The organism is Streptomyces sp. NPDC056738 (assembly GCF_042790435.1).
Classification (GTDB): Bacteria; Actinomycetota; Actinomycetes; order Streptomycetales; family Streptomycetaceae; genus Streptomyces.
In genome coordinates, this window is the sequence record NZ_JBHTZF010000008.1 from 1 (window position 1) to 23701 (window position 23701).

General features: G+C 72.8%; 19 protein-coding genes and 1 pseudogene. 6 read left to right on the forward strand and 14 right to left on the reverse strand.

Annotation, left to right across the window (positions count from 1 at the left end; translation table 11 throughout):
* Positions 1–61: 61 nt before the first annotated feature.
* Positions 62–478 carry a DUF6325 family protein gene (locus ACFRIC_RS21625; protein ID WP_382788735.1) on the reverse strand — a complete coding sequence of 139 codons (417 nt, stop codon included), beginning with the start codon at positions 476–478 and terminating at the stop codon, positions 62–64.
* Positions 479–594: 116 nt separating this feature from the next.
* Positions 595–1239, reverse strand: a complete 645-nt coding sequence (locus ACFRIC_RS21630) for a GAP family protein (RefSeq protein ID WP_382788737.1) — start codon at positions 1237–1239, stop codon at positions 595–597.
* A 256-nt stretch (positions 1240–1495) separates the two neighbouring features.
* Here ACFRIC_RS21630 and ACFRIC_RS21635 point away from each other — a divergent pair, with 256 nt between their 5' ends.
* The 3 genes from ACFRIC_RS21635 to ACFRIC_RS21645 all read left to right on the forward strand — a co-directional run bounded on the left by ACFRIC_RS21635 (position 1496) and on the right by ACFRIC_RS21645 (position 6074).
* Positions 1496–2386, forward strand: a complete 891-nt coding sequence (locus tag ACFRIC_RS21635; protein WP_382788075.1) for a YhjD/YihY/BrkB family envelope integrity protein — start codon at positions 1496–1498, stop codon at positions 2384–2386.
* Between the two features lie 165 nt (positions 2387–2551).
* Positions 2552–3970, forward strand: coding sequence for a DUF2252 domain-containing protein (locus ACFRIC_RS21640; RefSeq protein ID WP_382788077.1), 1419 nt, complete (start codon positions 2552–2554; stop codon positions 3968–3970).
* A gap of 286 nt (positions 3971–4256) precedes the next feature.
* Positions 4257–6074, forward strand: coding sequence for a glycoside hydrolase family 15 protein (locus ACFRIC_RS21645; RefSeq protein ID WP_382788079.1), 1818 nt, complete (start codon positions 4257–4259; stop codon positions 6072–6074).
* Here the strand turns inward: ACFRIC_RS21645 and ACFRIC_RS21650 are convergent.
* Positions 6025–7329, reverse strand: coding sequence for a chloride channel protein (locus ACFRIC_RS21650; protein ID WP_382788739.1), 1305 nt, complete (start codon positions 7327–7329; stop codon positions 6025–6027). The two genes, ACFRIC_RS21645 and ACFRIC_RS21650, sit on opposite strands and share 50 nt — an antisense overlap.
* Positions 7330–7798: 469 nt before the next feature.
* Here ACFRIC_RS21650 and ACFRIC_RS21655 point away from each other — a divergent pair, with 469 nt between their 5' ends.
* Entirely contained in the window at positions 7799–9256 is a 1458-nt protein-coding gene (locus ACFRIC_RS21655; protein WP_382788081.1) for an FG-GAP-like repeat-containing protein, read from the forward strand.
* Between the two features lie 51 nt (positions 9257–9307).
* On the opposite strand, the gene ACFRIC_RS21660 is transcribed toward ACFRIC_RS21655, so the two are convergent.
* On the reverse strand, positions 9308–11728 hold the full coding sequence (locus ACFRIC_RS21660) for a SpoIIE family protein phosphatase (RefSeq protein WP_382788083.1): 2421 nt from the start codon (positions 11726–11728) through the stop codon (positions 9308–9310).
* 132 nt (positions 11729–11860) lie between these two features.
* On the opposite strand from ACFRIC_RS21660, the gene ACFRIC_RS21665 reads away from it, so the two are divergent.
* Positions 11861–12595: an NAD-dependent deacetylase gene (locus ACFRIC_RS21665; protein ID WP_382788085.1), complete on the forward strand. Its 735-nt coding sequence runs from the start codon at positions 11861–11863 to the stop codon at positions 12593–12595.
* Between the two features lie 91 nt (positions 12596–12686).
* The gene (locus ACFRIC_RS21670; protein WP_382788088.1) at positions 12687–14114 is read left to right on the forward strand and encodes an alpha/beta hydrolase family protein; all 1428 of its coding nucleotides are present in this window, start codon (positions 12687–12689) and stop codon (positions 14112–14114) included.
* A gap of 41 nt (positions 14115–14155) precedes the next feature.
* Here the strand turns inward: ACFRIC_RS21670 and ACFRIC_RS21675 are convergent, their stop codons facing one another.
* The 10 genes and pseudogenes from ACFRIC_RS21675 to ACFRIC_RS21720 all read right to left on the reverse strand — a co-directional run bounded on the left by ACFRIC_RS21675 (position 14156) and on the right by ACFRIC_RS21720 (position 23699).
* Positions 14156–15394 carry a cytochrome P450 gene (locus ACFRIC_RS21675; RefSeq protein WP_382788090.1) on the reverse strand — a complete coding sequence of 413 codons (1239 nt, stop codon included), beginning with the start codon at positions 15392–15394 and terminating at the stop codon, positions 14156–14158.
* 31 nt (positions 15395–15425) lie between these two features.
* Complete coding sequence (locus ACFRIC_RS21680) at positions 15426–16817, reverse strand: NAD(P)/FAD-dependent oxidoreductase (RefSeq protein WP_382788092.1); 1392 nt, start codon at positions 16815–16817, stop codon at positions 15426–15428.
* Positions 16807–17091, reverse strand: a complete 285-nt coding sequence (locus ACFRIC_RS21685; RefSeq protein WP_382788094.1) for a ferredoxin — start codon at positions 17089–17091, stop codon at positions 16807–16809. Before ACFRIC_RS21685 ends, ACFRIC_RS21680 begins: the two co-directional genes overlap by 11 nt.
* 180 nt (positions 17092–17271) lie before the next feature.
* Positions 17272–17904: a hypothetical protein gene (locus ACFRIC_RS21690; protein WP_382788096.1), complete on the reverse strand. Its 633-nt coding sequence runs from the start codon at positions 17902–17904 to the stop codon at positions 17272–17274.
* Between the two features lie 103 nt (positions 17905–18007).
* Entirely contained in the window at positions 18008–18823 is an 816-nt protein-coding gene (locus ACFRIC_RS21695; protein WP_382788098.1) for a hypothetical protein, read from the reverse strand.
* Complete coding sequence (locus tag ACFRIC_RS21700; RefSeq protein WP_382788100.1) at positions 18820–20082, reverse strand: glycosyltransferase family 4 protein; 1263 nt, start codon at positions 20080–20082, stop codon at positions 18820–18822. The genes ACFRIC_RS21695 and ACFRIC_RS21700 overlap by 4 nt, the downstream gene beginning before the upstream one ends.
* 86 nt (positions 20083–20168) lie before the next feature.
* A complete protein-coding gene (locus ACFRIC_RS21705; RefSeq protein WP_382788102.1) occupies positions 20169–20654 on the reverse strand; it encodes a methylated-DNA--[protein]-cysteine S-methyltransferase in 486 nt (161 codons plus the stop codon).
* A gap of 134 nt (positions 20655–20788) precedes the next feature.
* A pseudogene (locus ACFRIC_RS21710) lies at positions 20789–22282 on the reverse strand (AlkA N-terminal domain-containing protein); the annotation flags it as partial.
* A gap of 95 nt (positions 22283–22377) precedes the next feature.
* A complete protein-coding gene (locus tag ACFRIC_RS21715; protein ID WP_382788104.1) occupies positions 22378–23307 on the reverse strand; it encodes a M48 family metalloprotease in 930 nt (309 codons plus the stop codon).
* Positions 23304–23699 (reverse strand): BlaI/MecI/CopY family transcriptional regulator, encoded by a 396-nt coding sequence (locus ACFRIC_RS21720; RefSeq protein ID WP_382788106.1) that lies wholly within the window; start codon positions 23697–23699, stop codon positions 23304–23306. The genes ACFRIC_RS21715 and ACFRIC_RS21720 overlap by 4 nt, the downstream gene beginning before the upstream one ends.
* Positions 23700–23701 lie beyond the last annotated feature (2 nt).

A 23701-nucleotide genomic window follows, 5' to 3' on the forward strand; every position in this document is an offset into this window, starting at 1 on the left:
GCCCCGCACCGAGGTGCGGGGCCGCCGACGGCTCTCGGGCGCGAGGACCGGCCGCCCGGTCTCAGGCGTCCGTCTCCTCGAGCGCGGCCAGCACGGCCGGCACCGGGATGCGTCCGGAGGCGACCATCTGGGCTCCGCCGCGTCGCAGCGCGGCGGCGAAGGGCGCCGCCCACACGTTCTCGTAGACCAGGATCCCGGCGGAGTTCCCGGGCTCCAGCGCGTTCCCGGCCTCCGCGATGTCGTCCTCGCCGAGCAGGCCGGAGGACACGCCCTCGAACACGGCGAGGTCGAGGGCTCCGTCGCCGTCGAAGTCGGCGACCTCCATGCCGACCACGGAACCGTCCTCGTCCTTTCTCACGAACAGAAGGTCGAGAATCCGAATGATGCCGCGGTCGACCAGGTCCACCAGGATCGGAAGTCCCTCACCCGTCATTCGATTACCGGGAAACTCCACGACGATATAGTCGATCGGTCCCATCTCGACGAATTCATCTTCGCTCACGGCTTCACCCCTGCGTGGTCATGGTTTTACCCTGCCCCTGATCCATGCCATTGCAGCATCGGTCGGAAGCGGCCGCATTTCGGTACGGCACCTCACGCGGTGAGCTGGTAGATGCTCTTGCCGACCAGCCACAGTCCCAGGAACAGGAACAGCGACACCAGCGCCTGGTCCTGGTGCCGTTCCATCCAGGCACGCAGTCTCCCGAGGCGGATGTGGGCCGTCCGTGGGGCGAACGTCGCGTAGAGCTCCATCGTGAGCAGGCTGGAACTGGCCAGCAGGACGTAGCCCATCAGGGCCGCGTACGACGCCGCGTGGTTGAGGTTCGCGTCCACGACGGTGGAGGCCCCGGCCGCGATCATCCCCCACGGCTGGAGCAGCAGCGCGAGGCCGGCCGCCGTCCAGGGGGAGATGTGTTCGATCCGGGACATGAAGCCGGAGGACGTCGGCCGCTTGCCGAGGTTGCGCCGCCGCCGCTCCGCGTAGAGCACGAGTCCCACGCCGATGGCCAGTTTGCCGGCGAGCGCGGCCGTGGACGGCGCGGACCTCGGGGGCGGTGGCTCGCCGCCGGTCATGAGCAGGACGGCGGCGATGATCGCGACGAAGGAGGCGAGCCAGGTCAGGATGAAGGCGAGGCCCTTCCAGATCCCCCGGTCCGCGGAGAGCACCAGCACGAATCCGGTGATCGGCAGGGGGTCGAGGGTGATCGCCAGAGCGATGAGCAGCAGGTCAAGGACCATCGCCGCCCCCGCCTGGTCCCGCCCGGCCGAGCGCCGCGGTGTCGCGCATGCCCCCATCGTCACCTTCCCCATGCACGTCCACAAATCCGGTCCCCCGCCCGGCACGGCGCGGCCCGGCACCTGCCCGTCGGACCGGACGGCACCCTCCCCGTACGGCCCAACGCCGCCCGTGCCGCGGGGCTCGCGGCCCGGCCGGACGGCACCCTGAGAGCGCGGCCACCCGCGGGGGCCCGGCCGGGGCGACACGGGGAGCGGCATGCGCGCGGACGAGGAACCCGGCTCGAACGGCGGCGGCCGAAGCCGCCCGCGCGGGCGCGTCGCTGCGCTGAAGGCCCGGCTGCTGGGACTGCGCGCAGGCGCCGAGAGACGGTTCCCGGTGATCACCCGCCTCGTCTCGCACATCGGCGCGGTGAACCTGCTGGACTCCGCGACACGGCTCGCCGCGCAGGCGTTCCTGACCGCGGTTCCGCTGCTCTTCGCGGTCGCCTCGTTCGCCCCCGCGCCGGTGCGCGACGAGATCGTCGGCTCGGTGCGGGACATCCTCGGCATCACCGGCGCCGCCGAAGAGGAACTGCGGAAGGTGTCCGGGGCGCGCTCCTCAGGCCTGCGCCAGAGTGTCGGGGCGGTCAGCCTGCTGATGGTGCTGCTCTCCGCCACCGCGTGCAGCAGGGCGATGCAGCGGCTCTGCCAGCGCGCCTGGCGGCTGCCGGCCGCGAGCGCGCGCCTGGCCGTCTGGCGCTGGTTCGTGTGGATCGTGACCATGCTCGTCGTCATCGCGCTGCAAGGACCGCTGCGCACCGGATTCGGGGCGGGGTCCTGGCTCGGCATCCCGCTGCTCCTGGTCACCGAGGTCGGTGTCTGGTGGTGGACCCAGCATCTGCTGCTCGCGGGGCGACTCCCCTGGCTGCCGCTGCTGCCCGGGGCGCTCCTGACCGGCGTGGCCCTCACCGTGCTGTCGGTGATCGCCAAGCTGTACGTGCCCAAGGCGCTCAACAACAGCCTGGAGCGCTACGGATCGCTGGGCGCCGTCTTCACCGTGCTGTCCTGGCTGATCGGACTGTGCGTCGTCATCTCCGCGGGCATCACCGTGGGCGCCGTCATCGCCCGGGAACCCGCCGTGGCCCGCCGTCTGGGCTCGCCCGATTAGGTCGACTCGCCGGACATATCGCCCAGAGCTACCTTGGTGATCCAGGCCGGAAGCCCCCTCCACGGGCGGGCCCGGACCACGATCCGAGGACGGTGACCGGCGGAGTCGACCGCCGGGCGCCAACCGGCGCCAGCCGCGTCGGCGACCACACGCGGAGCGTCCCCCATGACCCCCAAGCATCCGGCCGGCAGCCGTCACTCGCACCACACCCCGGCGGAGCGTGCCGCGCTCGGCAAGGCCGCCCGGTCCGCCGTGCCGCGCTCCAGCCACGCCGACTTCACGCCCTCGCCGAAGCGGCCCGACCCGGTGGACATCGTGGAGGCGCAGTCCGCGACCCGGGTGCCCGAGCTCGTACCGATCCGCTACGGCAGGATGACCGAGTCACCGTTCCGCTTCTACCGCGGAGCCGCCGCCATCATGGCCGCGGACCTCGCCGGCACCCCCCGGTCCGGGATCAGGGCGCAACTGTGCGGGGACGCGCACATGCTGAACTTCCGGCTGCTGGCCTCGCCGGAGCGCCGCATGATGTTCGACATCAACGACTTCGACGAGACGCTGCCCGGCCCCTGGGAGTGGGACGTCAAGCGGCTGTCCTCCAGCCTCGTCATCGCGGCCCGGGCGAACGGCTTCAGCCGCAAGGAGCGGGCCGACATCGTCCGGACGACCGTGCGGTCGTACCGCGAGTGGATGAGGCGTTTCGCCGGGCTCGGCAATCTCCCCGTCTGGTACACGCATTTCGACGAGGACTGGGTGCGGACCCACATCGCCGGAGAGCTGGGCTCTCGGGGCCGCGACCGCTGGAAGAAGACGACCGACAAGGCGCGCAGCCGCGACAGCCTCCAGGCGTTCAACAAGCTCACGCACATAGTCGACGGCCAGGCGCTGATCGCCGCGGATCCCCCGCTGATCGTGCCGCTGCAGGACCTGCTCACCGACGTCCAGCGCGGCGGGCTGGAGAAGCAACTCCGCCGGCTGATCGGCAGCTACGGCCGGAGCCTGCCCTCGGACCGGCGGTTCCTGCTGGAGCAGTACCGGTTCGCCGACGCGGCCCGCAAGGTGGTCGGGGTCGGCAGTGTGGGCACGCGTTGCTGGATCATCCTCATGCTCGGCCGGGACGACTCCGATCCGTTGCTGCTCCAGGCCAAGGAGGCGGACGAGTCGGTGCTCGCCCCGTACGCCGGCGCGAGCGAGTACCGGACCCAGGGCGAGCGTGTGGTCGCCGGTCAGCGGCTCATGCAGGCCACCAGTGACATCTTCCTGGGCTGGGAGCGGGCCGAGGGCATCGACGGCCGCCGACGGGACTTCTACGTACGGCAGTTGCGCGACTGGAAGGGCATCGCCGAACCCGAGCTCATGGTGCCGGCGGGCATGCGGGCCTTCGGCGAGCTGTGCGGGGCCACGCTGGCCCGCGCGCACGCGAGGTCCGGCGACCGGATCGCCATCGCCTCCTACCTGGGCGGGGGCGACGTCTTCGACCGCGCGCTCGTCTCCTTCGCGGAGGCGTACGCGGACCAGAACGAGAAGGACCACCAGGCGCTCGTGGACGCGGTGCGTTCGGGGCGCGTAAAGGCCGAAGCGGCCTGACGCCCCGGCCCCCGGCGGGCACTCGCGGCTCTGCCACGCGCGCCCCGCCGTGCCCCGGTCCCACGCTGACCGCTGCCCGCCGCCCGACGCGCGCCACCCGACCCTTTCACCCCGTCCAGCGCTTCCAGCGCTTTCACCCCTTCCACCCCTTCCACCTCTTCCAGCGCTTCCCCCCCCTTCCGCCCCTTCCGCCCTTCCACCCTTCCGCCCTTCCACCCCTTCCAGCGCTTCCGTCCCTTCCAGGCTTCCGCCCCTTCCGGCGCTTCCCTCCGACAAGGAGACCCGCATGGATCGCTATCCGCCCATCGCCGACCACGGCCTGGTCGGGGACCTGCAGACCGCGGCTCTGGTGTCGTCCCAGGGCGTGATCGACTGGTTCGCGGCACCGCGCTTCGACTCCCCCAGCGTCTTCGCCGCGCTGCTGGACCACGACGGCGGCGGATACTTCCGTCTCGCCCCCGAAAACCCCGGGGGAACCTGGAAGCAGCTCTACTACCCGGACACCGCCGTCGTGGTGACCCGCTTCATGTCACCGGACGGCGTGGGCGAGGTCATCGACTACATGCCGGTCCTCCCGGGCCCGACGCCGACCGACCGGCACAGTCTGGTGCGCGTGGTCCGTTCGGTCCGCGGGACCGTGCGCTTCGGTCTCGAGTGCCGGCCGCGGTTCGACTACGCGCGGGCGGGCCACGAACTCGACCTCACCTCCCTCACGGCGGCCTTCAGGTCCCCGGTGGCGACCGCGCACCTCCAGGGCAACATCCCGCTCGAACGCGACGGCGACGACGTCCGGGGCGGCATCACCCTGCACAACGGCGAGACGGCCGCCGTCGTGTTCACGGTGTGCCGGCCGGGCGGCGAGGCCCCGCCGCCGCCCACCGTCGACGGGATCACCGAGGACCTCTGGAACAACGTCGACTTCTGGCAGAAGTGGGTCCGCACGTCCAACTACCGAGGCCGCTGGACGGAGATGGTGCACCGCTCCGCGATCACCCTCAAGCTCCTGACGTACGCGCCCACCGGGGCGCCGGTCGCCGCCGCGACCATGGGGCTGCCCGAGCAGATCGGCGGTGAGCGCAACTGGGACTACCGGTACACGTGGGTGCGGGACGGCTCGCTGTCGGTGCGGGCGCTGCTCGACCTCGGTTTCATGGAGGAGGCGGCGCACTTCACCCGCTGGCTGGGCGAGCGCCTCCAGGAGCGCGAGGGACCGGAGGACGAGCCGCTGCAGATCATGTACCGGGTCGACGGCGACCCGCATCTGACGGAGGAGATCCTGGAGCACTTCGAGGGCTACCGGGGGTCGTACCCGGTACGCGCCGGGAACGGGGCCGCCGGCCAGTTGCAGCTCGACATCTACGGCGAGGCCCTCTACGCGCTGGCCGAGGGCCGGGCGGTGGGGGAACAGGGCGGATACCACGGCTGGAAGGCGCTGAGCGGCATCCTCGACTGGCTCGCGCACTCCTGGGACCGCCCGGACGAGGGCATCTGGGAGACCCGGGGCGGGCGCAAGGACTTCACCTACAGCCGCGTCATGTGCTGGGCCGCGTTCGACCGGGGCCTGAAGCTGGCCGCGGAGTTCAGCCGGCCGGCCGACACCGCCCTCTGGACGAAGGCGCGGGACGACATCTTCGAACAGGTCATGGCGCGGGGCTGGGACGACACCCATCAGGCGATGGTCCAGCACTACGGCGGCGACGTCCTGGACGCCTCCCTGCTGCTGGCGCCCCGCGTCGGCTTCGTCTTCGCGCGGAGCCCCGGCTGGCTGCGCACCCTGGACGCCATGGAGCGCGTCCTCGTCTCCGACAGCCTCGTCTACCGCTACGACCCGCAGGCCTCCCCGGACGGACTGCGCGGCTCCGAGGGGACGTTCAGCCTCTGCACGTTCCTGTACGTCGACGCGCTCGCCCGCGCGGGACGGCTCCCCCAGGCCCGCTACACCTTCGAGAAGATGCAGACGTACGCCAACCACGTCGGCCTGTTCGCCGAGGAGATCGGCCCGAGCGGGGAGCAACTGGGCAACTTCCCGCAGGCCTTCACCCATCTCTCCCTCATCATGGCCGCGACGACGCTGGACGAGGCCCTCGACGCGCTGCGGCCCTGAACGGCGGGATGTCCGGACCCTGCGGAAGCAGTTCGACGGTCACGAAGGACACCACGGCGGCGAGCACGATCACCGGCACCGTTCCCGAGTTGCCCACGAGGAGTACGACCAGCACGACGCAGCTCACCGGCAGCCTGAGCGCGGCGGCGGACGCGGCGGCCATGCCCGCCGCCATCGCCGGCGCCACGCCGAACCCCGGGAGCGGTGCCAGCAGGGCGCCCGTCGCGCCGCCGAGGAACAGCGCGGGAAACACCGGACCGCCCCTGAGGGTGCCCAGACACAGCGCGTACGCGACGGACTTGAGCAGCACCACGGCCACGAGGCTGCCCACCGACCACGCGTGCGGGTGGGCGGCGAGCTGGGAGAGGGTGGCCTGGCCGGACAGGGCCACGTCGGCCGGTGAACGTCCGGTGAGGGCGGCGTAGAGCGCCGCGCAGCCGCCGGCGCCGAGCGCGCACAGCACCGTGGTCCGCATCGTGTGGGCGGACACGGCGCGGGCCGCGTACCGGCCGCCCATGATCACCCAGTGGACGCCGATCCCGATGACGAACGCCATGAGCACCGACCAGACCACGTCCCCGGTGTCCAGGGTCGAGGGCGCGGGGATCCCGACCCTGAGGCTGCCGGTCGACAGTCCGGTCCAACTGCCGAACCCGGTGAACACGATGGCCCCGACTCCGCTGGCCAGCAGGGCGGGCAGCATCACCGCGAACAACTGCGGTCCGCCCACCCCGGCGACCTCCATGAGCAGCACGGCGGCGACCAGGGGACTGCCGAAGATCGCCGAGATGGCCGCCGCGGCGCCCGCCGCACCGAGCAGGGCCGTGCCCGCCTGGGTCGCGGGAGCCCGTACGAGATCTCGGAACAGCAGCGCCAGGCCTCCGCCGAGGGCGATCAGCGGCGACTCGGGGCCGAGCACGGCTCCCAGCGGAAGGCTGGCCAGCGCGGCGAGCGCGACGCCCGGCAGAGCGGATGTCGTCGTCCCGCCGGCGTGGAGTCCCGAGGCCGGGATGTGTCCGCCCCGGCCCGGAAACCACAGCACGATCAGGCCCACCAGGATGCCCGCCAGGAGCATCGGGGGAAGCGGCCACCACCACGGCGGATCCGACCACCCGAGATCGTGCGGCCACTGCTCCCACATCAGGTGTTCCAGCTCGTGGAGGAGCACCAGGAACCAGAACGCGGCGAGCGAGACCGGGACGCCGATCACGGCGCAGAACACCAGCGCCTTCCGGTAGGCGGGCTGGACCAGCATGTTCCTGAGCTGCTCGGCCTCCGTGGGCTGGTTGCCCGGCGGGGACTCGGCCTCGCCGGACCGCTCGCCCGAAGCGGGCCCGGGCTCCTCGGACTTCGGCTCGGTGATGGGTCTTCTCCTGCACGCGTTCGGAGGGACGGCTCGGGGCGCGAGCGTACCCACGGGATCCGCCGTTGCCGCGCGGCCCGCGCACGGGTCCTCGAAATCCCTCCGGGTGGACGCGTGATCCCCACCCTCACGGCGCAACCCGCGCCGCCGGCGCCGGGGGTACGAGGGACCAGGCTTCCCGCCGTCCGGTCCGCCGGGCGCGGCCAACGTCCTCTCCGTAAGGCCAACTTCACTCCACAGGACGCGGCCTGATGCGTCGTCACGTGTGCCGACCGTCCGGTCCAGGACCTCACCGGTCCCGTACAACCCTTCGGATTCACCGGGAGTCTTCGGACCGTACACATGTCACGGAGAGGAACTCATGTCCCGCTCGCATCACAAGCGTTCCCCGCGTTCCGTCGTCCTCGGCGTCGCCGTCGTCACGGCCGCCCTGGCCGGTGGTCTGCTCGTCACCCTGCCCGACGCCGCGAGCGCCGCCCCGTCGGGCCTCGCCGACGACTTCAACGGTGACGGCTACCGGGACCTGGCGACCGGCGCGCCGGGCGCCGTCGCGAACGGGAAGGCGAAGGCGGGCGCCGTCGTGGTCGACTACGGCTCGGCCGCCGGTATCAGCGCAGCCCGCCACAAGACGACGTCGCAGAGCTCCTCCGGCGTGCCGGGCGACTCCGAGACCTCCGACCGCTTCGGCACCGAGCTCGCCCACGGCGACCTCAACCGCGACGGCTACGGCGATCTCGTGGTGGGCACACCGCTGGAGGACGTCGGCGGCGACGTCGACGGCGGCTCGGTCACGATCCTGTGGGGCGGCTCGTCCGGCCTGTCGGGCGGCACGACGGTCAGCGACCCGAACCCCTCGGGCCACGACCGGTTCGGCCAGTCCCTCGCGGTCGGCGACTTCACCGGCGACGGCAAGGCCGATCTCGCGGTCGGATCCACCGGCAAGGACGTGTGGATCTTCAAGGGCGGCTTCACCAAGGCGGGCGGCGCGGCCGGCAAGGTGCGCTTCGACGCGGGGATCGAGTCCGGCGCGTATCCCGACGGCGCCGTACAACTGGCCGCCGGGGACTTCGACGACGACGGCACGGACGACGTCGTGGTGGGTTCCGCCTCCGGCAACTTCGTCTACCGGGGCACCTCGACCGGGCCCGTCTTCCAGACCGAGGCGGGCCCGGGGTACACGAGCGCGTTCGCCGTGGCCGACTTCGACCGGGACGGACACGACGACCTGGTCGTCGGCACCGACTTCGTCGGCATCGTGAACCCGCCCGCGAAGGGCGGCTACGCCACCGTCTTCTACGGCGGCACGGCAGGCGTCGACACCACGCGCAGCGCCGTCTTCAGCCAGGACACGCCGGGCGTGCCGGGCTCGGACGAGTCCGACGACTGGTTCGGAGCCTCGCTCGCGGCGGGCGACGTCAACGGCGACGGCTACCCGGACCTCGCCGTCGGCGCGGACAACGAGTCCATCGGCTCGGCGGCCGGCGTCGGCAACGTCTGGGTGCTGCGCGGAGGTTCCTCGGGCCTGACGGCGACCCGGGCCCAGTCCTTCAACCAGGGCACCTCGGGTGTGCCGGGCTCGAACGAGTCGTCGGACGGGTTCGGCGACGCCGTCCACCTCGCCGACCACAACCGGGACGGGCGCGCGGACCTGTCGGTGGGGGCGGCCGGAGAGAACAGCGACGACGGCGCCGTGTGGGTGCTGCGCGGCTCCACCTCCGGCGTCACGACCACCGGCGCGGTGAGCTTCGGCCCGGCGTCGGCGGGCGTCGGCCGGTCCGGCGAGGACCCGATGCTCGGGGACGTCCTGTCGGGTTCCTGACATGTCCTGTCGGGTTCCTGACCGGAACGGCCGCCTTCCCTGGTCGCGCGGTCAGGACGGGGGCAGGGGCTGTTCCGTCCAGACCGTCTTGCCGTCGTGGGTGTAGCGGGTGCCCCAGCGCTCCGTGAGCTGCGCGACCAGGAAGAGGCCGCGTCCGCCCTCGTCCGTGCTGAGGGCCCTTCGGAGATGCGGGGACGTGTGGCTGGTGTCGGACACCTCGCAGATCAGGCACTGGGCACGGATGAGGCGCAGGGTGACGGGGCCGTCCGCGTACCGGTAGGCGTTGGTGACGAGCTCGCTGGCGACCAGCTCGGTGGTGAAGGCCAGGTCCGACAGCCCCCATTCGGCCAGCTTCGCCGTAGCCAGCTCCCTGGCGCGGGCGGCGGCGGTGGCCTCCAGAGGCAGGTGCCAGGTGGCGACGTTCTCCGGCGGCAGCACCCGGGTACGGGCCATGAGCAGGGCGATGTCGTCGGTGGGGCGGCGGTCCGTGGGGAGCAGCGCCTCGACCACCTCGTCGCAGGTGCGCTCCAGCGGATCGGCGCAGGGGGTCAGGCATTCCCCCAGCTTCTCCAGTGCGGCGTCGATGTCGCCGTCGCGCGCCTCCAGGAGGCCGTCGGTGTACAGCGTGAGCACGCTGCCCTCGGGGAGGTCGAGGTCGTACATCTCGAACGGCAGCCCGCCCAGGCCGAGGGGCGGCCCCGCGGGCAGGTCGAGCACGGACACCCGGCCGTCCGGCATGGACACCAAGGGGGCCGGGTGGCCGGCGCGTGCCAGGGAGCAGTGCCGGGAGACCGGATCGTAGACCGCGTAGACGCAGGTGGCCCCGAGCACCTGCTCGATCGCCGACTCGTTGCCCTCGGTGTTCGCCTCCATCTCGGCGGCCAGCAGACTGACCAGATCGTCCAGCCGGGCCACCACCTCGTCCGGTTCCAGGTCGAGGCTGGCCAGGGTGCGCACGGCGGCGCGCAGGCGCCCCATCGAGGCCGCGGCGTGGATTCCGTGGCCGACCACGTCTCCCACGACGAGGGCGACCCGGGCCCCCGACAACGGGATGACGTCGAACCAGTCGCCGCCGATGCCCGGTTCACCGCTCGCCGGCAGGTACCGGTGGGCCACCTCGACGGCCGGCAGGTCGGACACCGTGCCCGGCAGCAGACTGCGCTGCAGCGTCAGGGCGGCGCTCTGCTGCTGGGTGAAGCGGCGCGCGTTGTCGATGCAGACGGCCGCGCGCGAGGAGAACTCGTGGGCCACCGCGGCGTCGTCGTCCTCGAAGGGCTCCGCATGGCGCACTCGCCACAGGCTCACCACGCCGAGGACCAGGCCGCGTGCCATCAGGGGCACCGCGATCAGGGAGTGGACGCCGAGCCCCAGGGCGACCTCGATCCGCCGCCGGTCCATGGCGTACCACTCGGGGCGCAGCGACAGCAGCCGTTCGAGGATCGGACGGCGCTCGGCGAGGCACCGCTCCTGCGGAGACCCCGGAAGGAGCGGGACCACCTCGCCCACCTGGAACGGGACCCGTGGTTCCGGCGGTGAAAGGGCCACCCGCAGGAGCGCCCCCGCCATGTCCGAGGGCAGTTCGTCACCCAGTGTCACCGGTTTCAGGAGGTCCACCGAGCAGTGGTCGGCCAGACCGGAGGCGGCCACCTCGGCGAGTTCCCAGGCGGTCTGCGTCACGTCCAGCGAGGTGCCGATCCGGGCGCTCGCCTCGTTCAGGAGGGTGAGTCTGCGGCGGGCGCGGTAGCGCTGGGTCACGTCCTCGATCGTCTCCGCCACGCCGAGAACCCGGCCCGAGGAGTCCTCCATCCGGAACGCGGAGACGGACACCATCCGTTCCTTCCCGGGAGCATGGCGTGTGCGCGCCGACTGCTCGGTGAAGATCAGCGGTTCGCCGGTCTCCAGGACGTGGCGCACCCGTTCCTCGGCCGGACCCGCGTCCTCGTCGACCAGGAACTCACCGGAACTGCGGCCCACCGGCGCCTCGGCCGTGATGCCGCTCGCCTTCTCGATCGCACGGTTGACCCGGATCACCTTCCGGTCCGGGCCGTGGATGGCCAGACCGATCGGGGACCGGTGGTACAGGCCGTCCAGCAGGGCGCGGTCCCGCTGCCAGGCGACGACCTCCGCGGCGGGGGCACCGACCAGGAACCACTCCTGGCGGTCTGCGTCGCGGGCGATCGCGCGGGCCCGGAAGCCCATCTCCACGCGCCGTCCGTCACGGTGCAGGACGGGCACGACTCCGAACCAGCCCCCCGCCCTCATGGCGTCCACGACGACGGACCGCGCCACGGGCAGGTCGCGGGCGTCGACGAGGAGGTCCCGCCACGCCCGTCCGATCACTTCCTTGGCCGGGTAGCCCAGCAGCTCCTGCGCACGCGCGCTCCAGCCGACCACGGTGCCGTGATCGTCGAGCACGGCCGAGGCGGCGTGCCCGAGGGCGAACGGATCCTCCGGACTCTCGCTGAAATGCATAGACGGCGTCCCCATAACCACCCTTTTGTCTCCGTGCCTCCGATGTTCCTCCTCCCGGTCCCCATCCGCGACTCTCTGTCGCCCCCGGATATCCGGTCGCTCCGGGCAGGCGGGCGCCGTACCTTCATGCCCATGAACAGGCCACTCGTCGCCGTCCTCAGTGGGGCGGGTATCTCCACCGACTCCGGGATCCCCGACTATCGCGGGCCAGAGGGGCTGTGGCGCAAGGATCCCGAGGCCGAGAAGCTCGTCACGTACGAGTACTACATGGGTGATCCGGAAATCAGGCGCCGGGCGTGGCTGATGCGGCGGGAGAGCGGTGCCCTGGGGGCCGAGCCCAATGCCGCGCACCGGGCGGTGGCCGAACTGGAGCGGGCCGGGGTCCCCGTGCGGGTGCTCACCCAGAACGTGGACGGGCTGCACCAGCTCGCCGGCATGCCCGAGCGCAAGGTGCTCGAACTGCACGGCACCGCGAGGAGTGTCGTGTGCACCGAGTGCCACGCGCGCGGGCCCATGGAGGACGCCCTCGCCCGGGTCGACGCCGGGGAGGACGACCCGGACTGCCGCGCGTGCGGCGGGATCCTCAAGCCGGCGACCGTCATGTTCGGTGAACGGCTCGACCCCGTCGTCCTCGGCCAGGCCGCCGCCATCGCGAAGGCCTGCCAGGTGTTCATCGCCGTCGGCAGCAGCCTCCAGGTCCATCCGGCGGCGGGCCTCGCCGACGTGGCCGCCGATCACGGAGCCCGGCTCGTCATCGTCAACGCCGAGCCGACCCCGTACGACGAACGCGCCGACGAGGTGATCCGCGAACCGATCGGCACCGCTCTGCCGGAGCTGCTGCGGGGGCTGCACGCGGCGAACCGATAGCCACGCGCGGCCGCTCGCCAAGGGTCCGTTCGAAGGACCGCCGGGAGCGGCGGGCCGGGTGGTGGCAAGGCCTGCTCCTACGTTCGGTCTCATGACGAACGCGTACACAGACCATGCGCAGACGCTCACCCGGCGGGGTGCTCTCGCCGGGCTCGCGGCAGGGGCGGGGGCAGTCGCACTGTCCGCTGCGTCCGCCGCCCCGGCGAACTCGGCACCGGCGTTCGCGACGCAGCGTGACGCCCACCGTCCGGCCCCGGCCCACGCACCCGACGCGTCGCCGACGCCCGGCGCCATGCAGTTGTTCGCGGACCCGGGGCTCAACTTCAACGCGCTGCTCGCGCTCGGGGGCGCCGGGTTCGGCGCGGCCGAGGTCGGCGAGGTGCTGACCGCCGTCAACGCCATCAACGCCGCCGGGGCGAGCGAGCAGACCTACACCGCGGAGTTCCGCCGCTGGGGCGACCGGCTGACGGCCACCCCCTCGCCCCACGAGCAGACGCGCCGCGCCCAGTCGCTGCGCGCCGCCCAGTACTACGGGCAGGCCCTGTTCTTCGTGCTCGGCTCGGAGACCCCGGGTGACGAGAAGAAGATCTATCTGGCGGGGCGCCGCTCCTGGGACACGTTCGCACGGCTGTGCACGCCGGCGGCGATCACCGCCCAGGTCCCGTACCAGGGCGGGATCTCGATCCCCGTCTGGTTCTTCCGCCCCGACGACTCGGGAAGGCCCCGGCCGACGGTCATCCTCACGAACGGGAGCGACGGCCCGAACGTCGACATGTGGACCTACGGGGTCTCCGCCGCGCTCGCCCGCGGCTGGAACGCGCTCGTCTACGACGGTCCGGGTCAGGGCCAGTTGCTCTTCGTCGACCAACTCGTCTTCAGCCCTCGCTGGGAGCAGGTGGTCTCGCCGCTCGTGGACTGGCTGGAGCGCCGCGGGGACGTCGACGCGCGTCGGATCGCGCTGACGGGCCTCTCCATGGGCGGTGACCTCGCACCGCGCGCCGCGGCCTTCGAGCACCGGATCGCCGCCCTGGCCGCGCTGCCGGGCTGCCTCGCCCCGTGGCTCGGCTTCCCGCCGGAGCTTCGGGACATCGTGACGCCGGACAAGGCGGAGACCAACCGCATCTGGAACGAGGAGGTCGCCCCCGGACTGTCGCCGTCCGAGCGGTTCGTCCTCGAGAAGCGGATCGAGCCCTTCTCGATCCCGGCGATGCTCGCCGCCCGCCGGGGCCGGCTCTTCACCGACTTCTGGACACCGGCCCAGCGGATCATGGCACTCGACATCACCCGGATCGTGGGCCGCATCAAGTGCCCCACTCTGGTCCTCGACTACGACGACGAGGTCTTCTACCCGGGTCAGCCGCGCGAGTTCTTCGATCTGCTGCGCACCCGGAAGGAGTTCCGGCTGATGCGGGCGGCCACCGGTGCCCAACTGCACTGTTCGCCGATGGCTCCGCAGCAGCACTGCGAGGTGGTCTTCGACTGGCTGGAGGACACCCTGGGCCGGGGCGACCGCGGCTAGTCCGCGTCAGGCCGTCGCGTTCCCTGCGACGGGATCCTTCCCTACGGGCGGATCCCGTCGCAGGCGATGGGGAGGTGGCGCGGGCCGCGCAGTACGGCGTTCCGGCGGTACGGGGGGACCTCTTCCAGGAGGCGGGGGTTCTCCAGTCTCCGGGCCAGTTCCGACAGGGCGAACTGGGTCTCCAGCCGGGCCAGCGGCGCGCCGAAGCAGCTGTGGATGCCGCTGCCGAGGCCGAGGTGCTGGATGTCCTTGCGGTCCGGGTCGAAGCGGTCCGGGTCCGCGAAGCGCTGGGGGTCGCGGTTGCCCGACGCCAGGACCAGCCAGATGGGGGCGCCCTTGGGGATGGTGACACCGCGGACCTCGATGTCGGCGAGGGCGGTGCGCTGCGGCACCAGTTGCACGGGCGGTTCGAAGCGCAGCAGTTCCTCGACGACGGGCACCGCCAGCCGCGGATCGGCGCGCAGCCGCTGGAGCACGTCGGGATTGCGCAGCAGGGTCAGCATCCCGTTGGTGATCAGGTTGACCGTGGTCTCGTGGCCGGCGATGAGCAGCAGCGCGGCGGTGCTGAGCAGTTCCATCGTCGTCATGGGACCGTCCTCCCCCTCGGCCGTGGCCAGTTGGGAGAGCATGTCCTCGCCGGGGTTCTTGCGGCGCTCCTCGATCAGACCGGCCAGGTACATGCCGAGCTGCATCCGGGCGTCCTGCGTGTCCTCGCCCCGCTGGGCGGTACCGGCGTCCGGGTCGGGGTCCAGGCTCGCGGCGAGGGTGTCCGCCCAGACGTGGAAGCGCGCCTCGTCCTCGCGCGGCACGCCGAGGAGCCGGCAGATCACCGTCACCGGGAACGGATACGAGAACTGCTCGACCAGGTCGATCCGTTCCGGGTCGCCGATGCCGTCGATGAGTCCGGTGACGATGTCGTGGAGTTCTCCGCGCATCCCGTCGACCCGGTGGGGCGAGTGCGGCGGGCCGAAGGGACGGTTCGTCATCCGCCGCAGCCGGTCGTGCTCCGGCGGGTCGAGCCGCAGGAAGCCCGGCGGGAGGGTGCTCTCCTCCGGGGGCGCCCCGGAGGCCAGCGGGTCGGCCGCGTTGGCGGCCAGGTTGCGGGCGTCGGAGCTGATCCGGGGATCGTGCAGCAGGCTGCGGATCTCGTAGTACGTGCTGACCACGTACGGCCCGTCGGCCTCGTGGTGGACCGGCGTCTTCCGCAGCTCCTTGTAGATCGGGTACGGGTCGGCCCGGTTGGCGTAGTCCAGGATCTGGTGCAGCAGCGATGGCGTCATGGCGGGTCCTAGAGTCCTCGTGGCCGTGCGGTCAGTGCGCCGGGGTGAACGTCAGCCGGCGGTCGGCGGGCGAGTATCCGCTGAGGGTCACGGTGGGGCCGTGGGTGGGGACCGAGGGGTCGGGGAAGTCCGCGTCCATCGGCCGCTGTCCGTCCGGGCGCCGGTCGACCGTGGCGAACGCCGGCGGGAACGGCGCGGTGGTCTCGATCAGCTCCTGGTAGAACGGCAGCCACCGGCCGTGGTCGAAGGCGACGGCGCCGATGACGCGCCCCTGGTATCCGTAGACGCCGAGGAACCGGTGGTCCGCCAGTGAGCCCTGGGCGATGAGGATCTCCGTGCCCATCGAGGGGATCCCGACAGATTTGATGTTGATCCCGAACTGCGAGGACCAGAACGCCGGCACCTCCATGTGGGGCAGCCGGTCGCTGCTCTCGCTGAGCATGTTGTGCGCCGCGATCCGGGCCTGCGAGACGGCGTTGCCCCAGTGCTCCAGGGAGAGGAACTGGTAGCCGAACAGGGCGTGCGGGCTGCGCGCGACGTCGCCGGCCGCGTAGATGTCGTCGGTGACGATGCCGCGGATGTCGAAGGCGCGGCAGCCGGCGTCGCAGGCGATGCCGCGGGGTCCGGCGCCGAGTCCGGACCCGGCGAGCCACTCGGTGTTGCGGAGGGCGCCGAGCGAGACGATCACCACGTCGGCCTCGACGGTGGACCCGTCGGACAGGTGCGCGGCGCGCACCCGTCCCGAGGCGTCGCCCTCCAGGCGGGTCACCATGACCCCGCACCGCAGGTCCACCCCGTGCTCGCGGTGCATCTCGGCGGCGACCGCGCCGACCACCCCGCCCAGCGCGCCGACCAGCGGACCGGAACCGCGTTCGGCGACGGTGACGGGGATGCCGCGTTCGCGGCAGGCGGAGGCGATCTCCGAGCCGGTGAATCCGGCCCCGATGACCAGCACCCGCCGGGGCCCCGCCTCCAGCCGTCGCGCGAGGGCGGCGCTGTCGTCCCGGCCGCGCAGCACGAAGACGCCGTCCAGGTCCGCCTCGTCCTCGTGCGGCCACGGTCGCGCCCGGGTGCCGGTGGCGATCAGCAGCCGGTCGTACGGCACCTCGTCGCCGTCGGCCAGGCGCACCCGCCGGGCCGCCATGTCCAGTCCGGTGGCCGGGGTGCCGAGCCGCCAGGTCGCGTCGACGGCCCGGAGCCTGGGCAGCGCGGTGCCCTCGGCGCTCGCACGGCCGAGCAGCACCTGCTTGGACAGCGGGGGCCGGTCGTACGGTTCGCAGGGCTCGTCGCCGATCAGCGTCAGGGACCCGGCGAAGCCCTTGTCCCGCAGGGCTTCGGCGGCCCGCAGACCGGCCAGCGAGGCGCCGACGACGACGATGCGGCCGTCGCGCTTGAGCCGTTCCAGCGAGCTGTCACCGGGCACCGGACACCGCCTCGGCCGGCCCGTCCGCGGCGCGTTGCGTGCCGTCGGTCCCCGCGTCACCGGGTTCCACCGTTCCGGGTTCGACGGCGTCGACGAGCACGGCCTGGACGGGGCAGGCCGCGGCGGCCCGGTCCAGCTTCTCGCGGTGCGCGTCGTCGGCGTCCGGGTCGTACAGCAGGGCCTCCCGGCCGTGCATGGCGAAGATCTCGGGGGCGAGGAACGCGCACTGCGCGTACCCCTGACACCGGTTCAGATCGACGGCAATCCTTACCACGGGATCGGTCCTCTCCAATGGCCCGTTCAACCCTCCTGCGACCACTGTCGGCGGGAGGAGGGGAAGCCGCGACGAGGGCAAGACCGTTCGAGTGAGCGCCGCGACCGGGGCCGACCGCAGTGGCGGGCGCGCCCGGGGGCAGACGGGCGTGCCCGGGAGGTCGGGCGGGCGTGCGCGGGGTCAGGCGGGCGCGTCCTCGCGTACGGCGGCGGGAGGCCGGCCCCGCAGGATGTTCAGGCTGAGGAGCAGCGCCCAGGCCGGGAAGACCATCTCGGACCAGGGCACGCCCGATCCCGCCACGAGCAGGGTCAGCCCCGCGAGGTAGCCGATGACGACGAGGGGGCGCGGGAGGGCGCCCAGACGGCGGCCGATGGTCGAGGTCGCGATGATGAACACCGCCGCCATGCGCATGGCGTACGTGGTCAGCAGGGCGTACGCGAAGTGGCTGCCGAAGGTGGAGTCCTGCCCGCCCTCACCGAGCACGGTCCCGGCCGCCGCGGCGGCGCCGAACAGCATGGCGACGAAGACGACGCCGCTGCCCAGGAACACGGTGGCGACGAACCGGTCCTCGGCCCGGCCGCCCTGCTCGCGGAGGGCGCCCATGAACCACAGGAAGGCGATGCCGGCGAACGGCACCAGTTCCAGCGCCGTACGGACGCCGCTGCGCTGTCCGGCGTCGAGGGTCACGTCGTCCCCGCCGCCGGGCAGGGCGACGCGCACCAGCGTGATCGCGGCGGCCGTCAGGAGCGCGAAGGCAACCCCCGCCACCCCGGCGGCCCGGCGCGTCGCGAGGCGCTTGTGCTTCCGCTCCATGGTCTCCCGCTTTCTGCCTGCTCCCCCTTCGTACAGACATCAGTGATCGCGGGGCCACGCCACCGGGGTCACCCGGGCGGAAGGTCGCGGTGCGCCATACAGGTCACGCGTTCGCGCTCACCTCGACGGAGAGGTCGTTGTCGACGGTGTAGTAGGGGCGCAGGGCGGCACCGCCGACGTCGGCGGGCGGGTAGACGACGATCTCCTTGCGGTCCGCGAGGTCGTCGAGGAGACGGCCGACGCGTATCCGGGGTGCCTCGGCCCCGGGGCGGACGAAGACGTCCCAGACCCCGGCCCCCGACGGTGTCCCGGCCGCCAGCTCCGCGTAGTCGACGGTGAAGGAGAGGCTCCGTCCCTCGTCCTCGGCCCGCGGCTCCACCGTACGGGCGGTGGCACCGGCACCCCGCAGCCGCAGGCTCACGACGGCTCCCTCCTGGAGCGAGGCGCCGTGCAGGCGTGCCCTGACCGTCATCGACCGCCCGGTCACGTCGACCGCCTCGGCCTCCGCGTGGGCGGGGCGCAGCCAGGCGCGCACCGCGAGGTGGCCGTCCTTGGTGACGTAGGGGATCCGGACGGAGACCGGGGACGGGCGGCGGCGACGGTGTCCGTCGACGAGGGCCCGCAGATCGCGCGGGCCGGGGCGCGGACGCTGCCGCTCGGCTCCCGGTTCCCCAAGCAGGTACACGTCCCAGCGGCCCTCGGCGAGCACGAGGTGCGGGTCGAGGACCGCCCGCCGGCGCTCCCCGGCGGGCTCGAAGTCGAGGACGTGGAGGTCCTTTTCGGGCTGTCCCTTCTTCGGGCGCAGTCGCAGCAGCAGCCGCTGCCCTTCGGGCGACCCGGGTGGCAGGTCGAAGGTGATCCGGCCGTCCGTGCCGATGGAGCAGCCGAGGTGCGGGGGCGTCCCCGTGTCCGTGGTCATCGCTGCCTCCGCAGGGTGCGCAGCACTCCGTCGGCGGCGCTGTGCGCCACGTCGCGCAGCGCGAAGCCGTGGCCGGCCAGGACGCGGCGGGCGGCGGAGCGTTCCCGCAGCACCGGCCGGCCGGCCCTTCTCGCCGACACGGCCTCGGCGAACAGGCGTTCCGCCTGGGTGACGACGGGGCCCGGGGCGAATCTGCGCGCGTTCTTCCTGGCCGCACGGCCCGCGCGCAGGCGCCACTCGTCGTCGCGGACGAGTCCCCGCAGCGCCTCGCCGAGCGCGTCGCGGTCCCCGACGGGTACGAGTCGGCCGTCGACGCCGTCCTCGATGATCTCGCCCGGTCCGTGCGGGCAGTCGGTGCTCACGACCGGCAGACCGCAGCTCATCGCCTCGATGATGGTCATGCCGAACGCCTCGTAGTCGGAGGCCGCCACCGCGATGGAACCCTTGACCCACTCCGCCTCCATGGGGGTGGCCGCGCCCATCAGGAGGACCCTGTCGTACAGGCCGAGGTCCGCTATGAGCCGCCGCAGCGGCTCGTGCTCGTCGCCCCTGCCGTAGATGCGCAGCCGCCAGTCGGGATGTTCGGCGGCGACCCCGGCGAAGGCCTCGACGATCAGGTCGTACCGTTTGACCGGGACCAGACGGCCGGCCGCGATGATCACCTTGGCGGATCCGTCGGCGGGCGGCAGCACGGATTCCGGCACGCTGTTGGGAAGCGCCTCCACCCGGACTCCGGGCATCCGCACCTTGCGCCGGTAGGCGGCGGCGTCCGCCTCGGTCACCGTGGTGAGCGTGTCGAGCCGGCGGTAGGCCCGGCGCAGGGCGGAACGCAGCCGGGGCGGATGGTTGTCCAGGGTGAGGTGTTCCTGGCCGACGCGGGCGACGTGCCGCGGGGTCTGGAGCGCCAGATGGACGTTGAGCCCCGGTCTGGTCCCGATCACCACGTCGGCGTCGGTCTGCGCGAGATACGCGCCGATCCGCTGGTCGGTCAACTCGCTGTACTGCCGGTAGCGGTACTCGGCGCGGGGGAACACCCTCGCGGGTCTCAGGTGCGCCGGATGCTCCTTCTCCTGCCGCAGATCCACCAGCGACCTCAGCGAGACCGCGGGGTCCAGGGACAGCGTCGGCCGCTCACGGTGCCGCAGGGCCGAGACGATCTCCACCTCGTTCCGCGCGGCGAGCGCGCGGGCCAGATTGAAGGTGGTGGAGATCGTGCCCCCGATCCCATAGGCGTTGTGGAGCAGAAAGGAGATCTTCATGGCTGTTCAGACTCTGTCAACTCCCCATGGGTTGCGGCCTGTTACCAACAAGTTTCCCCCAGCGGCGGCCATGGGACGGCCGGCGGTCAGAAGAGTGCCGCTCCGCTCTCGAAGTCCAGGAGCTGCCGCTTGCGGTCCAGGCCGCCGCCGTAGCCGGTGAGACCGCCGCTCGCGCCGATCACCCGGTGGCAGGGCACGATGATCCCGATCGGATTCCTGCCGTTGGCGAGACCGACCGCGCGGGAGGCGCCCATGTTGCCCAGGGCTTCGGCGAGTTCGCCGTACGACCTGGTCTCGCCGTAGGGGATCTTCCGCAGTTGGTCCCACACGCTGAGCTGGAAGGGCGTCCCGATCAGGCACAGTTCGACGGTGAACTCCTTCAACTCGCCCTCGAAATAGGCGTCGAGCTGCTCGGTGACCTCGCCGAAGAGGGTGTCGTCGCGCTCACCGAAGGTCTCCTCCGGCGGACGGTGCCGCTGACCGACCATGTGGAGGCCGCACAGGACGCCGTCGTCGTCGGCGACGAGGGTGAGGGGGTCGTAGGGGCTGTCGATGACCGTGTGCCGTTTCACTGGGCGTCCTCGGTGCGTGAGATGCGTGCGGTGCGTGTCGTGCGTGCGGCGGATGTCGCGCCTGCGCTGCGTGTCGTGGCTGTCGTGCGTGTCGTGCTTGCGGCGCGTGCGGTGTCCGGAGCGCCCGTCGGCGTCGGCAGGAAGTTGATCGGGTGGCTGTCCGTGGCCCACAGGTACTGGACCGCGTACGCCCGCCAGGGACGCCAGGCCGCGGCGCGGGCCGTCAGCGCGGCGGGTGTGGACGGAAGCCCCAGCTCCCCCGCGGCACGCCGGATTCCGAGGTCGGTGGGGAGGAAGGCGTCCGGGTCCCCGAGGGCGCGCATCGCGATCACGTCGGCGGTCCAGGGGCCGAATCCGGGGAGCGCGAGAAGCCTGGCCCGCGCCTCCTCCCAGTCGCTCTCCACTCCCAGGTGAAGTGTTCCGTCGGCGAGCTGCCCCACCAGTGTGGTGAAGGTGGTGCGCCGGGTGCGGGGCATCGCGAGCGACTCGGGGTCCACCGAGGCGAGCGCCTCCGGCGAGGGGAAGAGGTGGGTGAGGCCGCCCTCGGGGTCGTCGACCGGATCGCCGTACGCGGCCACCAGGCGGGCGGCGTGGGTACGCGCGGCGGCCGTGGAGACCTGCTGCCCCAGCACCGCCCGTACGGCGAACTCGGCCTCGTCGACCGTGCGCGGCACCCGGCGGCCGGGGGCCTTGTCCACGAGCGGCGCGAGCAGCGGATCCGTGCGGAGCTGGTCGTCGACCGCCACCGGGTCGGCGTCCAGGTCCAGCATGCGGCGGCAGCGGCTGATCGCGACGGACAGGTCGCGCAGGTCGCTGAGGGCCAGCCGGCACGCGATGTGGTCCGGCATCGGTGTCAGACCGACGACACCGTGCCCGTACGGCAGCCGCAGGGTCCGGCGGTACGCGCCGTCGCGCCACTCCTCCACCCCGGGTACGGCGGTGGCCGCGAGGTGCCCGAAGAGGTTGTCGGGGTTGAGCGGGGCGCGGAAGGGGAGCCGGAGGTTCAGGCCCCCCGGCGTGCCCGGGGCCGCGGCGGTGGCTCCGGCCCGGCTCCTGGGCAGCCGGGCGCGCAGTTCGCTCGGGGACAGCGCGAAGACCTCGCGGACCGTGTCGTTGAAGGTGCGGATGGAGGAGAACCCGGCGGCGAAGGCGATCTCGGCCATCGGGAGCGGTGTGGTCTCGATGAGCAGCCGGGCCGTCTGGGCGCGCTGGGCACGGGCGAGCGCCAGGGGTCCCGCGCCGAGTTCGGCGAGGAGCTGCCGCTCGACCTGGCGGGTGCTGTAGCCGAGCCGGGCGGCCAGGCCCGGTACGCCGTCGCGGTCGACGACCCCGTCCCCGATCAGCCGCATCGCGCGGGCCACCAGGTCGGCGCGCTGGTTCCATTCGGGTGAGCCGGGGCTGGTGTCCGGGCGGCATCGCTTGCAGGCCCGGAATCCGGCCTGCTGGCAGGCGGCGGCGCTCGGGTGGAAGATCATGTTCTGGGGCTTCGGCGGCACGACCGGGCAGCTCGGCCGGCAGTAGATCCTCGTCGTCGTCACCGCGGTGAAGAACCATCCGTCGAAACGCGCGTCCTTGGACTGGACGGCACGCACGCAGCGTTCCCTGTCCGTGTGCATCCCGTTCTGCATGCCTCAAGCATCGGGCACCCCGGAGGGCGGGGCTGGCGAGAATCCGACATCGACGTCGGCGCCGCGGGGACCCGCCACGGGCGGACGGAATCCCGTCAGCGGGCCTCCTCGCCCTGCGCGACCTCCACCTGGTGGTGGAATGCGACGACACCCGCCCCCGACGCCCCGGCCGAGACGGCGGCGCAGGCGGCGAGCAGGAGGGCGATCCAGGCGGCGGCCCGGGGGTGGCGCCGGGGGGTGGAGAGCAGGGCGGCGACCCGCTGGGGCACGGGGCCCGTGGTGGCCGCGGGGGCGAAGCCGGGGCGGGCGGAGCGGGCCTCGCCGACGGCCAGGGCGGCCCGGGCGATGGCCCGGGCGGTCAGCCGCCGGTCCCCCACGACGGCGGCCGCGGCCTCGTCCGCTGCGCGCTCCGCCGCGAGCGCGACGGTCGCGCGGACCGTGCGCAGGCCCGGGTGGCAGTGCGCCGCGAGTTCGGCCACGACGAGGAAGCGGTGGTGACCGCCCGCGTTGTGGGCCCGCTCGTGGGCGAAGAGAACCTCGCGCTCGTCGGCGCCGAGGCTGCGCAGCATCGCGGTGGTGACGACGATGCGGTGCGGCCGGCCCGGGAGCGCGTACGCGTCGGGGTGCGGCGACTCGATGACGCACAGGTCACCGGCGGCGGGACGGCGGTCGGCCTGGCTGCGCGCGACGCGGAAGGCGCGGACCTGGCGCAGCGCCGAGCGGACGACGGTCCACGCGCCGACGGTGAGAACACCCGTCGCCGCGGCGGCGGCGGGCAGGACGACGAGGTCCGAGGCCGTGCGCAACGGGTGGACGAGGTCACCGAGGCCGGCGAACAGGGGCACCTTGAGCAGGCCTGTCAGGACGAGCGCGCCCAGCGAGGCCACGGAGGCGCCGGCCAGCACGACGAGCGCGAGGGTCACCGACCACAGCGCGGCCACCGGGGTGAGCCGGTCCAGGCAGCGCCGGGCCAGCGGTCCCAGCGCGAAGGGGACCAGCAGGGGCACCAGCAGGAGAAGGATCATCCCTCACCCGGTTCCGGGCGGGCGCCGAGATCCGGCTCCAGCAGATCCCGCAGGAGCCGCTCGTCGTCGGGGCTGAGCTGGGCGACGAAGCGGGCCAGCGCGGTCTCCCGGTCGTCGTCGCGGTCGAGCTCGGTGTGCATGCGGCGCGCGGTGAGCCCGTGCGGGTCCTGGACGGGGAAGTACGCGTACCCCCGGCCCAGCCGCTCGCGGCCGACGATCCCCTTCTCGTGCAACCGGGACAGGATCGTCGTCACGGTCGTACGGGCCAGACCGGAGTCGAGCTCGGCCTGCACGCGGCCCGGCGTGAGCGGCACGCCCGCGGCCCAGAGCGCCGCCATCACACCGGCCTCCAGCTCTCCCGCCGGCCGGCGTTCGTCCTTGTCACTGCTCATGG

Bases quoted from the DNA above. Each gene is read 5' to 3' on its own strand.
- ACFRIC_RS21670 (WP_382788088.1), top strand. From the start codon at position 12,687: ATGACGAACGCGTACACAGACCATGCGCAGACGCTCACCCGGCGGGGT.
- ACFRIC_RS21640 (WP_382788077.1), top strand. From the start codon at position 2,552: ATGACCCCCAAGCATCCGGCCGGCAGCCGTCACTCGCACCACACCCCG.
- ACFRIC_RS21630 (WP_382788737.1), bottom strand. From the start codon at position 1,239: ATGGTCCTTGACCTGCTGCTCATCGCTCTGGCGATCACCCTCGACCCC.
- ACFRIC_RS21700 (WP_382788100.1), bottom strand. From the start codon at position 20,082: ATGAAGATCTCCTTTCTGCTCCACAACGCCTATGGGATCGGGGGCACG.
- ACFRIC_RS21715 (WP_382788104.1), bottom strand. From the start codon at position 23,307: ATGATCCTTCTCCTGCTGGTGCCCCTGCTGGTCCCCTTCGCGCTGGGA.
- ACFRIC_RS21625 (WP_382788735.1), bottom strand. From the start codon at position 478: ATGGGACCGATCGACTATATCGTCGTGGAGTTTCCCGGTAATCGAATG.
- ACFRIC_RS21645 (WP_382788079.1), top strand. From the start codon at position 4,257: ATGGATCGCTATCCGCCCATCGCCGACCACGGCCTGGTCGGGGACCTG.
- ACFRIC_RS21675 (WP_382788090.1), bottom strand. From the start codon at position 15,394: ATGACGCCATCGCTGCTGCACCAGATCCTGGACTACGCCAACCGGGCC.
- ACFRIC_RS21635 (WP_382788075.1), top strand. From the start codon at position 1,496: ATGCGCGCGGACGAGGAACCCGGCTCGAACGGCGGCGGCCGAAGCCGC.
- ACFRIC_RS21690 (WP_382788096.1), bottom strand. From the start codon at position 17,904: ATGGAGCGGAAGCACAAGCGCCTCGCGACGCGCCGGGCCGCCGGGGTG.
- ACFRIC_RS21655 (WP_382788081.1), top strand. From the start codon at position 7,799: ATGTCCCGCTCGCATCACAAGCGTTCCCCGCGTTCCGTCGTCCTCGGC.
- ACFRIC_RS21720 (WP_382788106.1), bottom strand. From the start codon at position 23,699: ATGAGCAGTGACAAGGACGAACGCCGGCCGGCGGGAGAGCTGGAGGCC.
- ACFRIC_RS21660 (WP_382788083.1), bottom strand. From the start codon at position 11,728: ATGCATTTCAGCGAGAGTCCGGAGGATCCGTTCGCCCTCGGGCACGCC.
- ACFRIC_RS21665 (WP_382788085.1), top strand. From the start codon at position 11,861: ATGAACAGGCCACTCGTCGCCGTCCTCAGTGGGGCGGGTATCTCCACC.
- ACFRIC_RS21650 (WP_382788739.1), bottom strand. From the start codon at position 7,329: ATGCTGGTCCAGCCCGCCTACCGGAAGGCGCTGGTGTTCTGCGCCGTG.
- ACFRIC_RS21695 (WP_382788098.1), bottom strand. From the start codon at position 18,823: ATGACCACGGACACGGGGACGCCCCCGCACCTCGGCTGCTCCATCGGC.